The sequence below is a fragment of the uncultured Chitinophaga sp. genome, assembly GCF_902168175.1.
Taxonomy (GTDB): Bacteria; Bacteroidota; Bacteroidia; order Chitinophagales; family Chitinophagaceae; genus Chitinophaga.
Map to the genome: position 1 here is coordinate 220,960 of NZ_CABHOU010000076.1, position 15,523 is coordinate 236,482.

Annotated in this window: 12 protein-coding genes; 9 read left to right on the forward strand and 3 right to left on the reverse strand. The window is 48.4% G+C overall.

Annotated features, from left to right (window positions below; translation table 11 throughout):
• Nucleotides 1–4 precede the first annotated feature (4 nt).
• The 8 genes from QZT80_RS18205 to QZT80_RS18240 all read left to right on the forward strand — a co-directional run bounded on the left by QZT80_RS18205 (nt 5) and on the right by QZT80_RS18240 (nt 12,198).
• Nucleotides 5–397, forward strand: a complete 393-nt coding sequence (locus QZT80_RS18205; RefSeq protein ID WP_295125277.1) for a hypothetical protein — start codon at nt 5–7, stop codon at nt 395–397.
• Between the two features lie 218 nt (nt 398–615).
• A complete protein-coding gene (locus QZT80_RS18210) occupies nt 616–1,236 on the forward strand; it encodes an RNA polymerase sigma factor (RefSeq protein WP_295125280.1) in 621 nt (206 codons plus the stop codon).
• A 66-nt stretch (nt 1,237–1,302) separates the two neighbouring features.
• Nucleotides 1,303–2,412, forward strand: coding sequence for a FecR domain-containing protein (locus tag QZT80_RS18215; RefSeq protein WP_295125282.1), 1,110 nt, complete (start codon nt 1,303–1,305; stop codon nt 2,410–2,412).
• 165 nt (nt 2,413–2,577) lie between these two features.
• On the forward strand, nt 2,578–6,102 hold the full coding sequence (locus tag QZT80_RS18220; RefSeq protein WP_295125285.1) for a SusC/RagA family TonB-linked outer membrane protein: 3,525 nt from the start codon (nt 2,578–2,580) through the stop codon (nt 6,100–6,102).
• Between the two features lie 31 nt (nt 6,103–6,133).
• On the forward strand, nt 6,134–7,666 hold the full coding sequence (locus tag QZT80_RS18225) for a RagB/SusD family nutrient uptake outer membrane protein (RefSeq protein ID WP_295125288.1): 1,533 nt from the start codon (nt 6,134–6,136) through the stop codon (nt 7,664–7,666).
• A 46-nt stretch (nt 7,667–7,712) separates the two neighbouring features.
• Nucleotides 7,713–8,768, forward strand: coding sequence for a TlpA disulfide reductase family protein (locus QZT80_RS18230; RefSeq protein WP_295125290.1), 1,056 nt, complete (start codon nt 7,713–7,715; stop codon nt 8,766–8,768).
• 6 nt (nt 8,769–8,774) lie between these two features.
• Nucleotides 8,775–10,286: a redoxin domain-containing protein gene (locus QZT80_RS18235; RefSeq protein WP_295125292.1), complete on the forward strand. Its 1,512-nt coding sequence runs from the start codon at nt 8,775–8,777 to the stop codon at nt 10,284–10,286.
• 256 nt (nt 10,287–10,542) lie between these two features.
• Entirely contained in the window at nt 10,543–12,198 is a 1,656-nt protein-coding gene (locus tag QZT80_RS18240; RefSeq protein ID WP_295125294.1) for a M1 family metallopeptidase, read from the forward strand.
• 120 nt (nt 12,199–12,318) lie between these two features.
• Here QZT80_RS18240 and QZT80_RS18245 read toward each other — a convergent pair whose 3' ends face one another.
• Complete coding sequence (locus QZT80_RS18245) at nt 12,319–12,651, reverse strand: hypothetical protein (protein WP_295125296.1); 333 nt, start codon at nt 12,649–12,651, stop codon at nt 12,319–12,321.
• A 254-nt stretch (nt 12,652–12,905) separates the two neighbouring features.
• Here QZT80_RS18245 and QZT80_RS18250 point away from each other — a divergent pair, with 254 nt between their 5' ends.
• Entirely contained in the window at nt 12,906–13,514 is a 609-nt protein-coding gene (locus tag QZT80_RS18250; RefSeq protein ID WP_295125298.1) for a dihydrofolate reductase family protein, read from the forward strand.
• 53 nt (nt 13,515–13,567) lie between these two features.
• Here QZT80_RS18250 and QZT80_RS18255 read toward each other — a convergent pair whose 3' ends face one another.
• Both QZT80_RS18255 and QZT80_RS18260 read right to left on the reverse strand, forming a co-directional pair.
• Nucleotides 13,568–14,374, reverse strand: coding sequence for a helix-turn-helix domain-containing protein (locus tag QZT80_RS18255; protein WP_295125300.1), 807 nt, complete (start codon nt 14,372–14,374; stop codon nt 13,568–13,570).
• Between the two features lie 47 nt (nt 14,375–14,421).
• Nucleotides 14,422–15,441 carry an SDR family NAD(P)-dependent oxidoreductase gene (locus tag QZT80_RS18260; protein WP_295125302.1) on the reverse strand — a complete coding sequence of 340 codons (1,020 nt, stop codon included), beginning with the start codon at nt 15,439–15,441 and terminating at the stop codon, nt 14,422–14,424.
• Nucleotides 15,442–15,523: the final 82 nt, after the last annotated feature.

A 15,523-nucleotide genomic window follows, 5' to 3' on the forward strand; every position in this document is an offset into this window, starting at 1 on the left:
TATCATGATAGATACAACACCAGCAAACGTGGCCCGGCTGCTACTCGGTGCAGGCCTGGTTTACGCGGGCATCAGTCACCTTACCTTTGCCCGTAAAGAGTTTCAGGCCCAGGTACCAGGTTGGGTGCCGTTAAAGAAAGATGACACTGTGGTCTATTCGGGAGTGGCCGAAATAGCGCTGGGAAGCTCGCTTCTTTTGGCGGGCAGAAAACAGCGACCGGCGGTAGGTAAGGTAGCGGCGGCCTTTTTTTGCGCCGTTTTTCCAGGTAATATCTCCCAGTATGTCAATAAACGGGACGCTTTTGGACTGGATACGGAAAGGAAACGTTTTGTCCGCCTGCTTTTTCAGCCCGCCCTGGTGTACTGGGCGCTGAAGAGTACACAAAGGCTTAAGTAATTTATATTGAAACTCATGTGGCGCACACCTAAGCAATTAGTATGCCTCGCATGGGTTTATTTTTGAGGGCTAAATGAAGCAAATCAGTATATCTTTTTTGCTTTTTCAGGTACAGTATTATAAAATTCCCGCGAAACTTTGTACCTTACCTGAACCATTAACGAAGACCTTCATCCATCCGCATCGTACCCACTATTTTTATCAACCAATTGCTAAGCATGAACGGGAATTTGAGCACGCAGGCCTACTGGCGCCAGCTAAGGGAGGGAAATACCGATGCACTGTCCGCATTATACCAGCTACATTATGTGGGTCTTATCAACTATGGCGTAAAACTTACCGGCGACCGCGATCTTGCCAACGACAGCTTCACGGCCGTGTTGCTGGAACTCTGGGAAAAACGGAACACACTTCCCGATGTAACGAACATCCGCTCTTACCTCATTACCTGCCTGCACCGCAAAATGCTCCATGAAATAGAATCGGGCAAAAGGCGCAATAATACCCATTTACAACTCAACCTCGACCAGGAAGCCGAATGGTCGCATGAGGACTACATACTTGCCATTGAAGGCAACGACGAATTGTCGCGCTGCCTTACCAAAGCCTTTCAGCAACTTACCCAGCGCCAGCAGCAGCTGTTGCGCATGAAGTTCTTCGATAACCTCGACTACGAACATATTGCCCTGGAGTGCGGCATTACCAAACGCACAGCCTATAATATTATATATGATGCGCTCAAACAGCTGAAACAGGAGCTGAAGGGCCACGAACAGGCTATTGGTTTGCCCGTAAGCGAAATGTTACTGGCAGTGTCTTTACTGCTGATTTTCCAGTAGCTAAAAAAAGTTAAAAATTTCATAGTAAATCGTGGTCACTTCTTCCTCTATAGTGTAAAAGGGCGAATGAACTACTTGCGGCACAAGGCGGAGGATCTGGTGATGGACGAATCGTTCCAGCAGTACTGTAGTGGCACCAATCCTCTTGCAGTAAGGTTTTGGGAGCAATGGCAGCAAGAGTACCCGGAGAAAAAAGAAGTAGTACGTGTGGCCAGGTTATTATACCTGCAGCTGAATGGCGGGCTGGATGCGCAAGTATTTGCCAATCACCACCGGCAATTTACGGAGGCCATACAGGCTAAGGGGATTGAACCCGGAAGGCAGGCACCGGCCGCAAAAGTAATCAGGCCAAACGGCTGGAAGTGGTATGCAGGTAGTGTTGCAGCCGCGCTTACCCTCCTGATCGGATCGATGATATGGATGGAGCGTGGGGCAATAGATACAGCCGCCGTAGTGGATAAAAGGCCTGTATACGCCAGTAAAGCCGGGGAACGGAAGTCGTTTCAGCTGCCCGATGGCTCGAAAGTAGTACTGAATGCTGCCAGCACCCTGTGGCTGGAAGAGGGCTTTAACAGCGGTACACGTAAACTTACCCTCGAAGGCGAAGCCTTTTTCGATGTCGCACAAAATCCCTCGGCCCCCTTTGTGATACATACTGAAGAAATGGACATTACGGTACTCGGTACCGCCTTTAATGTAAGGGCTTATAAAGAAGACGAAACCAACGAAACATCACTTATAAATGGACGCGTGCGTGTTGATCTGCGCCGCGGACGGCAGGTATACTTAAAACCGAACGAAAAGCTTGTTATCAACGTCAGGAAACAACCAGAAGAATTACAAACAATATCAACCAAAAGGGCCGCTACGCAAAAGGCCGAAAGCAATTACTCGATTGCTCCTCTCACACACTTTCCACAAGACAGCGCAACTGTAGAACTATCATGGGTGGATAACCGATTGATATTTGCAGACGAAACATTCGAAGACATCGCCAGAAAACTGGAACGCTGGTACGACGTGAAGATCAGGTTTAACGCAGATGAACTGCGCGAATACCGCTTCACCGGCAATTTCAACAAAGAAACCCTGCAAAGGGTGTTGGAAGTTATGCAGCTTTCCAGGGGGTTCAACTTCAAATTTGAAGATGAAAAAACCGTGGTGTTAAATCCGTAACGATGGCGGAAAGGGGTGGTGACACACTTCAAGTTCGCGTCGTTAAAGAACATAAATGAAAAGAGGGAATGGTGACACATCCCCCCTTTAGTTAAAGTTATGGAAACAGGGTCCTGTTGACGCGGTAACCTGTTCCTATTATTCACCTTAAACCTGTACGAAAGTATGCAAAAATTCCAACTTCAGGGATGGAGAAAGGGTGCGCCCTGGATTCCTGTTAAAGTACTTATGTTTATGAAACTGACCGCTATTCTTACGGTGTTTGCTTTCCTGCACGTAAGTGCCAAAAGCTACTCACAGGACGCGAAGATCTCATTGAAGCTGAACAGCGGGTCTGTTCAACAACTGTTCAGTGCGATCGAGAAAAAAACGTCTTACCGCTTTGTATTCAGTAATGATATTCTTCCCCGCAACTTCAGGGTGAGTATCGATGTGCAGAATACGGCAGTGTCGGAAGTGCTGAGTCATGCGCTCGATCGCTCTAATCTTGACTTTAAGATGCTGGAGAACGATATGATCGTGGTGGCCGACCGCTTGTCTATCCGCCAGGTGGCGCGTGTAGAAGGCCGGGTAACGGATGCACAGGGTGAAGGACTGGAAGGGGTAAGCATTACCATCAAAGGCTCGAGTGGCGGCACTTTTAGCGGTGCTAAAGGTGTATTCGGCTTAAATGTGCCCAACAGCAATACGGAACTGGTATTCAGCTATGTAGGCCTCGAAACCCAGATAGTAGCGCTCAATGGCCGCAAAACGCTGGACGTGGTGATGAAAGGTGCCCGCCAACTGGAAGCGGTAACGGTGGTGAACACGGGTTTCCAACAGTTCAATAAAGAAAGGGCAACCGGTTCATTCGGTTATATTGATAAAGAACAACTGGCCCGCCCTACAACCAATATCGCCAGCCGTATTATTGGTACTACCGCGGGCGTGCAGGCTAAGCTGGACGTGAACGGCAACCCTACTTTTGAGATCCGTGGTAAATCGAGCCTTTACGCGGCTGCATCTCCGCTCGTAGTGGTGGATGGGTTTCCGATCAACGGTGATTTTAATACCATTAACCCGAATGATGTTGAGAGTATTACTATATTGAAAGATGCAGCTGCTGCTTCTATCTGGGGTGCCCGGTCAGCAAATGGTGTGATCGTGGTGGTAACTAAAAGAGGTTCCCGCAACACGCCGCTGCGCGTCGATTTCTCGGCTTTCACCAAAATGGGAGGCAAGTTTGATCTGGATTATGTAAACCCGCTTGCTTCTGCTGCCGAAACGGTGGATTATGAAACGCGTACCTTCAACAAGTGGAGCGCACGCACGAACCCGGGTACTATCAGTAATGCGGGCATGGCCTGGTCGTCGGCTACGGTGGCGCTTAACGAGGCCTACCTGGGTTATATCACTGCTGCCGAAAAAGACGCTATACTTGCGCAACTGAGCACGCAGGATAACCGCAAACAGATCAGGGATAACCTGCTCGCAGCGCCTAATACGCAACAGTATAACCTGAGCCTCTCTGGTTCTACCGGCCGCATGTCTAACATGTTATCGTTCATGTTTGAAGATAACCAGTCGAATTTCAAAGAAACCGGCTATCAGAAATACTTGCTTAACTTCCGCTCTGTGTCTAACATCACCAAATGGCTGGACTTCAGCCTGGGTGGTATGTTGCATTATAACAAGGCTGAAAATAATGGCGTAACGCTCGGTGATATACAAGGCCTTTCTCCATATGAGATGTTGAAAAATCCCGATGGCTCGCTCACCAACATTCATCAATACTACATGCCGATCCTCAATCGCCTGGTGCCCACTGCACGGTTCCCGTATGCCGACTGGACTTACAATCCGTTGCAGGAAATCGCCAACCGAGATATTACGGCCACACAACTGAACGCGCGTGTTTTAGGCGGGCTTACGCTGAAGCTGCTGAAAGGCCTTACGCTCGACAGTAAAGTGCAGTACGAGATCTTCAATACTAATAACCGCGGTTACTATAATGAGAACACCTTTTATGTAAGGAATACCGTGAATACAGCCACTACCTGGAACCAGACAACTGGTTTACTGACGCCCAACCTGCCTAAAGGCGGTATCCTGTCGCAAAGCAGGAGTCGTGCACAGGCCTATAACTTCCGTAACTCTGTTAGCTACAACAACCGTTTTGCCCGCGAGCATGAGGTGAATTTCATTGCCGGTGTGGAAATCGCGAACCAGGTAACGGAAACTTTCGGTAACCCGCTTACGTATGGTTACAACGACAATACGCTCACGTCGGGCATTTTCCCGAACGGCCCGGGTGGGACTTTTAAGACGATTCAGAACTGGCAGGGAAGCAACCAGACATTCGCTTATTCAAACACGTTTAGCTATACCACGAACAGGTATTTCTCCTCCTTCGCCAACCTTGCTTACACCTTCCGCGATAAGTACACTGCTTCCGGCAGCTTCCGTACCGATGCTTCCAACATCATCTCCGATGATCCGAAGTACCGTTACTCTCCGTTCTGGTCGGGTGGTCTGGCCTGGCAGTTGCACAGGGAAGACTTTATGGCCAGCGTACCATGGCTGAACCGCCTGAACCTGCGCACCACTTATGGTTACAATGGTAACGAAGACCGTTCTACTTCGTTCAAACCTTTGATCTCGGTGGGCGCCACACCTAACGTTTATACGAATGATTATACCGCTACTATTTCCAGTTTCGGCAACCCTACTTTACGTTGGGAAAAAACAGCTACCTGGAACTTCGGGATCGATTACAGTATGCTGGGCAATAAGGTATTTGGTAAGATCGACCTGTATAACAAATACGGAAAAGACCAGATCGCACAGCTGACCATACCGGCCGCAAACGGTACCACTACACAGAAACTGAACAATGCAGAGATCAGCAACCGTGGTATCGAACTGGAAATAGGCACACATCAAAAAATTACGGACCGCATCAGCTGGCATGGTAACCTGAACTTCTCGTACAACAAGAACCGTATCGAAAAACTGTTCGTAGCTACTTATGCGGCATCTACCCTGTACAGCGGTGGTACCGGTGCTTATGTAGAAGGTGCGAACGCCAATGATATCTGGCGTTTCCAGTATGCCGGTATCGAGGATAACCAGCCGGTGGTATTGGGAGATAAGGGAACATTGTACAACTTCGGTGCCTTTACGCCTGGCGATGGCCGCAACTACCTGTTGAACATGGGTACTACGGTAGCTCCATACACACTGGGTTTCATGAACACGTTCCGGGTGTATGACTTCGATCTCTCTTTCATTCTTACCGGCAAGTTCGGGCATGTGTTCCAGCGCACAGGATTTAACTATCCGCCCACCTGGGGCAGCCGCGTATTGCCGAACAAAAAACTTTCTGAAGTGCTCAACGGAGATCCGCAGAAGATCGTGCCTTTACCGCTCAACGATGTCGAAGACCGTTACTATTTCTGGGACCGTTTCCACCAGTACATGAGTTACCTGGTAGAAAATGCTTCGCACGTACGTATGCAGGAAGTGAACCTCACTTACAACCTGGACAGGGCTAAGCTGAACAAGATCCGTTTCCAGCAGGTACAGGTGTTTGCACAGGCTAATAACCTGTTCACTATTTACTCCAATAATGCGAAAGAAGATCCGGAATACCCGGTGGGAACTATGCGTCCGCAGCCAACTATCACACTTGGTCTGAAAGCGAGCCTGTAAGATGAATTTTGGGATAATTAAAACAGCACACATGACTAACAAATACCTTCATATATTCAAAGCCACGGTTGTATTGATAGCACTGAGCTTAACTTCCTGCGACAGCTTCCTGGCGGAGCGGCCCAGCAAGAACTCCTCACTGGAAGTAAAAACCGCCAATCAGCTGGAAGCACTGCTGAATAATACGACTAGTTTTTACACCGAGGGCAATCGCACAGCCATACATAGCACCGACGACTACGGCTTTTCAGCTGCAATGTATAAATCATCTGCCAGCCCATTTTCGATGGCCACCGTACAGTTTGCGACCTGGGATTATACGTACCTGCCGGACGATACGCGGGAAGGCTTCTGGAGCACAGAGTACCGTAAAATATTCACCGCTAACATGGTATTGAGCCTTGTTGGCACCGTAGAAGGCACTGAAGCCCAGAAGGCTAACCTCACTGCCGACGCTCATTTTGTGCGTGCGTACAGTTATTTCCAGCTGGCCAGCACTTACTGCCTGCCCTTAAGCGATGCTACGAAAAACGAACCCGGTTTGCCCATTAAACTAAGCACCAGTTTCGAAGAAGATTTAAAAAGAGCACCACTCGCCGCCGTATACAAGCAAATCGAATCTGATTTGCTGGAAGCGCTGAAGATCCAGCTTCCATTGATGCAAGAGAACCGTGCCCGCCACTGGAGAGCGAGTAAGGCTGGCGTAAACGGCTTTGCCGCCCGTTATTATCTCACTATGAATAATTTGCCGGAAGCATTAAAATATGCAGAGGCTGCGTTAAGCGAATACAGCGTGCTGGTAGACTATAACACTGAAATGCGTTATGGCCGTACACAAAACGTGGTGATCGACCCGGGTAAACCAGAGTCTAAAACCGTTACCCTGCAATACCCTTACACGCACGACAACCAGAGCGATTTAACGGATATGATCGGATGGAAGGAGTTCCTGTATTTCCGTATGCTGAACCATGAAAGCTGGTGGTACATTCCAAGCCAGTCGCTGTTGGGCCTGTATGACCAGGACCATGACCTGCGTTACCGCTACCATGTCGTTGAGAACTATTCTTACGACAGAGGCATGATCAACCCAAGCTTTGATTATCCCGGTTACATATTCTTCTTCAAAGACCGTTTGCCTTCTGGTCCTACGGTGGCAGAAATGCTGCTGATCAAGGCAGAAGTATTGGCGCGTACGAATAAACCGGGCGACGCTGCCACGACATTGAATCAATTACGCGCTAAACGTCTTACCCCGGGAGCCTGGGTAAACCTTACCGCCACTACGGCAGATGAGGCCATCAAACTGGTGCTGGAAGAGAGAAGAAGGGAGATGCCATTTACCCAGCGCTGGCAGGACATCCGCCGTTACAACAATAACGACTACGCCGCTGACGATGTAACGCTCACCCGCGACTTCTATCCATACACCATTGCTGCCGTGCAAACGACGGAGGCCATTAAAACTTACACCTTACCGAAAGGTTCCCGCAGGTTTGCTGCGCCCATCCCCAGAACGGAGATGATTGCGAGCAATGACGTGATAGAACAAAATACTTATTAACCGGCTGCGGCGGTTTCCCATGCCGCCGCAGTTTAATTCCATTACAATGAAACTATTTGTTTGCTGCCTGCTGGCAGGGCTGTGCGTACAAACAGCCTCCGCCCAGTCGTACACTATTTCCGGTAAACTGGAAGGGTTAAAGAACGATACCGTTTTTCTGGTAACCGCAGAGAAACGTAACGGTCCGCGCGATACGGCTTTTACAATTGCAAAGAACGGGGCGTTCTCTTTTAAAGGGCAAACGAAGGAGGTGAAGATGACCACCCTGATGCCAACCTCCCTGCGCTCAAGGAAGTTCTTTAATTTTTACCTGGAACCAGGAAAGATAAAGCTGGAAGGGGACCTGGAGAAAATGGATTACATCCGTGCAAATGGTACCTATAATAACGACCTGCAAACACAAAGCCGGCAGAAAGAGGAGAAACAATATGCACTGATGCAGCAATTCCGTGATGAGAAAAAGGCAGATGAAGCATCACGTTTGTACGATGAGATATGGGCCGATAAACGCGACTTTATCCGCAAGCACCCTAAATCATATGTAAGCCTGATCAACCTGTGGGTGTTGCAATCGAGAGTGCCGCTGGACACCACTAAGGCCTTGTTCGCCCTGCTGCCGCCAAACTTAAAGCAAACGGATTATGGACAGCACATCAACGAACAACTCGTAGCCCGCGAACGTGTAAGGATCGGTAAAGAAGCGCCAGCATTTGAAGCGGTGGACGTAAACGGCAATAAACTCAGCCTGGCCTCCCTGCGCGGCAAGTACGTACTGCTCGACTTCTGGGCCAGTTGGTGTGTACCCTGCCGTGCCGAAAACCCACATGTGGTAGCGGCGTATGAGCAGTTTAAGGACAAGGGTTTCACTGTAGTGAGCGTGTCGTTAGACCACGACAAAGCGAAATGGATAGAGGCCATCGCGAAAGACCAGTTGAACTGGACACACATCTCTGAACTGAAGGCTTCACAGGAGCCGGTAGCGAAGTTGTATGGTATACAGGCCATTCCTGATAATTTCCTCGTAGCCCCCGATGGACGTATCGTGGCGGCGCAACTGAGAGGAGAAGTATTAAAAACCACATTAGCACAATTCATAAAATAATATTCCATGAAAAAACTCACCATCATGCTGGCTGCGGCCTGCATATTCATTAGCAGCGTCCGCGCACAGGGCCCCAGGATAGAGAAACCCAAGGCTACCCCGGCTGAAATAGCGGAACTGAAAAAAGAGGTGGAAAAGGACTTTAAGAATACGCAGGCGCATAAAGATTACATTTTTGCTGCGGGTGTAGAAAGCAAAGAACTGCAGGACCAATACGACGCCTGGATCGAAGCGAACCCTAAATCGATAGAAATTCCATTCGCTTATGCAGAAGGATTATATAACAAAGAATTACCTACCGCTAAGTCTTACCTGGAAAGGGTGGTAAAACTCGACCCGAAAAACGGCAAGGCTTACCAGATGTTGTGGATAGATGCGGAAAGATGGGGCGACTTTGCCGGTGGCCGCGCTTACCTGAAGAAAGCTACAGAAGCCGATCCCAAGAGTGCCGATCATGCGTTTTACTACGCCAGTTCTTTCGAAGACGTAGATTCTGCCAAACACCACGACCTGATGCTGTCGATGCCCAACCGTTATCCTGGTACGGAAAGAGGTGCGCAGGCTTTGTACTGGCTGGCGCAGCGCTCGCTAAACCCAACCATCAAACTGAAGGTTTGGGAACTGGCCCGTAAGAAATACGACCCGGGAAAATCCAGCTGGACCTCCGGTGCCATGACCACGTATTACAACTACCTGCTTACTACAAACGTGGCGAAGGCGCGGAAGCTGGCCGCTGATATGCTGGCCAATGACTCGCTGAAAAACAACAACTCCTGGAAGCAAAACAAACAGATTGCTGATATCATTCTCGCCGGCCGCGCACTGGAAAAAGCAGGTAAGTATGAAAAGGCATTACAGAAATTCAACACCGCACCGCGTCAGCGATATGGCAATGCTAAAACGGTGTTGCTGAAAGACAGGGCCCGTATTGCCAATGCCTCAGGTAATCCTAAAGCGGCTTACGATAGCCTGGTGCTGAATTATGCCACAGATCCGACAGATGAGATATATGCACTGATGAAAACTTATGGCAGCAAACTGAAAAAAGATAATAAGGCGATCCAGGCCGATGTTTGGCAGCAACGTAAATCTACTTCGCAGCCTGCAACACCGTTCTCCCTGGCTAACTATACCGACAGTGGTAGAACTTCGCTGCCCGATCTGAAAGGTAAGGTGGTGCTGGTCACTTACTGGTTCCCCGGATGTGGCCCCTGCCGCGGCGAGTTCCCGCACTTCGAGGCGGTAGTACGCAAGTTCAGCAAAGACCAGTTGGCATATGTGGGTATAAACATAGCACATGAGCAGGACCCATACGTTGTGCCATTCATGACGCAAAGCGGTTACTCGTTCAATCCTGTTCGGGATGAACCGGAAAAACGCGGTAACCTTAAAGCGATCGGTGCGCCCACCAATTACCTGATCGATAAAGAAGGTAATATCGTATTCTCTAACTTCCGCACAGATGAACATAATCATCGCACGCTGGAGTTGATGATCTCCGAATTACTTGATAAATAATACCCGAAGGGCGGCCGGAAAACGGCCGCCCTTTTTTTGTTCCTGCAGCGCTGTATGGCGCGCGTGTGCGATCAACTACCTGTATTTCTTCACAACGGCACATAGGGCTGCCTGGCCGGCAAATGACGCTCCGGGTGCAGGTTAACCTGCAGAATTAACCAATACAGTTAAATACCGCTAACTTTCAGCTAAAAAACAGCCAAGTTTACACCGTAACAAACGTCATATTAGCATTATCCTAAAAACAGGGTAAAATATGCATAAGCCTTTATCTTTTTTGTTGATGTGGTTGTTGCCCACCGCGGCACTGGCGCAGAAAGAATTTACCAACGCCGATACGTTACGCGGCTCGCTTACACCGGAACGTACCTGGTGGGACGTGCAGCGCTACGAACTGGCCATTAAACCTGATTATACGGCCAAGTCGCTCAGCGGCTCCAACGAGATCAAATACAAAGTGGTACGGGCCAATAACGGTAGTGTAGCTATGCAGATCGATATGGCTAAACCGCTCGTGATCGACAGTGTAATCTACAATCAGCGGCAGTCGCTGCAATTCGCCCCTTACGAAAGTGTATGGCATATCACCGTGCCACCACAGAAGCTGGGCGAAAATAACAGTGTGCAGATCTACTACCACGGCAAGGTACACGAGGCTATCCGTCCGCCATGGGACGGCGGGTTCATCTTCGCGAAAGATTCACTCGGCCGCCCGTACATGACCGTGGCCTGCCAGGGTCTGGGCGCTTCTATCTGGTATCCCAATAAAGATCATCAGAGTGATGAGCCGGACAAAGGGGCTTCTTTAACGATGACGGTGCCCGATACCTTAGTGGCGATCGGTAACGGCCGCCTCGTATCTTCCAAAAACAATAACGATGGCACCACCACCACGCGTTATAACGTGGTAAGCCCGATCAGTAACTATTGCATCATCCCCTATATTGGGAAATATGTGAGTTTTAAAGAAGTGTATAAAGGCGAAAAAGGCCCGCTGGACGTGGCCTACCATGTGCTGGACTATAACGGGGTGCGTGCCCGTGCTTACATGCCGGAGCAGGTACACCTGATGTTTAAGAGCATGGAAAACTGGTTTGGTCCTTATCCTTTTTATGAAGATGGGTACCAGCTGATAGACGCTGCCCACACGGGTATGGAACACCAGTCGGCCGTGTCGTACGGCAATGGCTACCGTTTCGGTTACCGGGGTCGCGATGCTTCGGGGTATGGCTGGGGACTGAAATACGACTTTATCATTATCCACGAAAGCGGCCACGAATGGTTCGGTAACAACATTACCACCAACGACCTGGCGGATATGTGGATACATGAAGGATTTACCAATTACAGCGAAACCCTGTTCGCCGACTACCATTATGGAAAACAGGCCGGTAACGAATACAACTATGGTATCCGTAAAGGCATTCGTAATGATAGTCCTATTACACCTGCCTACAACGTAAATGCACAGGGCAGCGGCGATATGTACCCCAAGGCTGGTAATATGATCCACAGCATCCGGCACAGCCTGGATAATGATGAACTGTTCCGCCAGGTTTTACGCGGCCTCAATAAAGAGTTTTATCATAAAACGGTAGATGCTTCGCAGGTAGAAGCTTACATTTCTAAGAAAACCGGGTATAATTACGGCCCGGTGTTTAAGCAATATGTAACCACCACGCAAATTCCGCAGCTCGATTACTATATCGAGAAAGGGAAACTGTACTTCCGCTACAGCAATAGTATTCCTGGTTTTAACCTGCCCATCGTAATGCAGAAAGACAAGGTAAAGGTGAAGTTCATACCAGGCGCTGCATGGAAGAACATACCGGTAACACCGCAACAAGCCGCCTTGCTGGAGCCGAAGGATATTGAGTTTATGTATTATCTCAAAGTGAATAAAGAAAAGTAAGATTTGCAATAAACGAACTATAGCCGTACAGACGATGGTCCGTACGGCTTCGTTTTTTAGGCTAACAGCCATGAAGAAATCAACCGGAGAAGGACCTGTTATTAATCCCTATTCCTGTTATTAGTAAGTAATCAGGTAAGTCGCTACGCCATACTGAGATATCGTATAGTCGTAGTAGTTTACCACCAATGTATGAGCGTGTTGAGAATTGAATACATAGTATCCGTAATTGGGAACGCTCTCATACCAATAGCGGGGATAAGGCACGTCCGAGAAATAAATGATCTGTGTGATATAAGCCCCGTTTAAGCTTAATGTGATATCGTTGTTCGCATCGATATCTGCTGTTCCATTTACAGTGGAGGTAGGCGCTGGGGTAATAGTGGCTGCATTAGCCATCATGCTAAAGCTGCAGAGCAATACCAGTAAAGGCAGAAAGATGAATTTTTTCATAATTTGGATTTGTTTGAAAGTGTTGATAAAAGTGTCTATATAAGGGCTTTCTCCGGTTGGGAGTAAGGATTAACGAATTGGGCACGAAAAAGGGCCAACACTGGGTCATGTTTCACTATCCGAATGCAAGATAGTACAATGGTGAGCCGACGTGTAAATACTATTTTATCTACTTATATGCACTATTCTACCTTGTGTTTAAACCGGCGGGCACTCTTTTTGATTTACCTGTTCAACATGTAATACACTTTGTTATGAGAAAGATCATCGTGCACAACTTCGTGACCATGGACGGCGTGATACAATCCCCTGGCTCGGCACATGAAGACCCTGAGAACTTTCAATGGGGCGGATGGTCGGGTCCGCATTGGGACGATCAGATGGCGGCCAAAATGGGGAAAATTACCGCCTCGCCTTACGACTTACTGCTGGGGAGGCGCACCTACGAAATATTCGCCGGTTACTGGCCTCATCAAAAGGATAATCCTACCACGGAAACGTTTAATCGCATCACCAAGTACGTAGTGTCCGATTCGGACCCCGATATTTCCTGGCAACATTCCGTATTGATGACGGGCGATGTGGTGGAGGCGATCAGGGAATTGAAGGCATCCGAAGGGAGTGATCTGCTGGTATATGGTAGCAGTAACTTTGTACAAACTTTACTGGAAAACGGTTTAGTGGATGTAATGCATAACTGGATATTCCCGGTAACGATAGGAGAAGGTAAAAAGCTATTCGGAGAAGGTACGCAACCGGCGCAATGGAAATTAACAGAGGTCGAGGTATCAGGTACCGGTGTGATCATGGCTGCTTATGTGCCTGATGGGGAAATAAAAACAGGGGAGATGTCGCCGGATTGAGTCTTATCTATATAAATGAAAAGCCTTGCTACCTGATAGTAGTGAGTTTTTTTTTATTTTAATAATTCTGTAGGCACGTAACCGAATTCTTTTTTAAACGCGAAGGAGAAGTGTGAAAGGTCTTCAAACCCCGATTCTATATACACCTCTACCGGTTTCTTTTTTCCTTGTTTGATATGGTAGTGTGCCAGCTCCAGCCGCTTCTTCGTCAGCCAGCGTTGCGGTGTGATCTCGAATGCCTTTTTAAAGTCGCGGTTGAAGGTAGACAGGCTGCGGCCGGTGAGGTAACCAAAGCGTTCAAGCGGCATGTTGAACATAAAGTTCTTTTCCATAAAGGCTACCAGGTCTATCTTCCCAGGTTCCTCGAAATCAGAAAGTATATGATCAATGCCCTTATCAATAAAACGAAGAATGCTGATGGCCTCATTTATTTTGATAGAGGCAATGTTTTCAGGAAAGGTTTCTTTCATATCGAAATAAGGGATCAGCGAAGCCAGGCAGCTTTCCAGCAGTGGGTGATGATGAAAGGTTTTTATTTCGCGGGATACGGAGGTGGACGGTGGCACGTCTATATCAGCATAAAATGTTTTCAACCGGCTTTCGGTTAAGTGCATGACCACCGTTTTATGCGGCTGCCCATCCCTGGGATAATTGATGATAGTAGCCAGCTGGTTTTTAGGGATCAGGAAAATATCTCCCGCATTAAAGAAATGTTCCCTGCCGGCCTCTATGATCTTCGTGTGACCAGACATAAACCACACCAGCATGTGGTGTTCAAACACTACTTCCGATTTAAAAAGCTTGTCTTCGTAGTACGACAGCTTAATGTCCGGTGTGATATATTTTGCCTGAAAGTCCATGCCAGTGTGGTAATGAGTTACTAAAGTACGAATAATAGGGGAGTGCATCAATCTACATTAAATTTGATACCGGTCATTTGCTCCGTTAACGCCCACAACTGTTTGGCTTCGTTTTCGCCTACTGCGTAGGGTTTCACGCCACGTAACGTTTCGGGGGCCGACATCAGGTGTTCGATATGGCCGTTATCCAGCTCCGCAATATCCACATTTTCACAATACACGCCGCCTATATTGTTAAGTGCGGGACTGGTGGCGCACCAAACCGTAGTAGCCGCGCCCTGGGCCAATGTTTTCAATTGCTTTTCTACTTCCGGATAAATGTTGCCATTGGCATCGTGCGTGCCCATTTGTTTAAATAGTTCGATCGGTGCTTCGCGGCCAAGGTCGGTGTGGTTAACGGAGCCCGGATGTAACGCATAAGCCCGTACGCCGAAAGCAGCCGCCCGTGCATCCAGTTCCACCGCAAAAAGATTGTTGGCAGATTTCGATTGCCCGTAACCCTGTAGCGTTTCGTACGGCCGGTGTTCAAAGTTCGGATCTTCAAAGTTAAACGGAGCAATGTGGTGGCCGAATGAAGATACATTAACCACCCTCGCATTCCCAGCTTTTTTCAGCGCAGGCCATAATTTAGCCGTAAGCCGGAAATGCCCGAGGTGATTGGTGGAAAGCTGCGATTCATAACCACGGTTATCTCTCCGTAATGGCACCCACATAATACCCGCATTATTGATCAGCAGGTGCAGCGGTTGTCCCGATTCCAGGAAACGTTGGGCAAAGGCATCAATGGAGTCAGCGTCCATCAGGTCCATTTGTTCCACTTTTATATTTGCAAGGCCGCCGAGGTTTTTCTTTGCTTTCTCTGTATCCCTGGCTGGTACAATAACAGATGCTCCTGCGGCTACCAGTGTTTTAGCAGTTTCCAGCCCTATGCCGGCATAACCGCCTGTAATGATCGCTGTTTTGCCGGTGAGGTCAATGCCGTTTATCACTTCTGCTGCAGTAGAGGTGGCGTTGAAGCCGGATGGTAAAGGTTGCTGGGCGATGCCGTTGTAATTATTGCGTGTCATTTTTGTTGATGTTTTATTTCGAAACAAAGGTAGCTGCCATCTGGATTGGGGACTTTGTTCAGCATGTCAATCTTACTTTGTT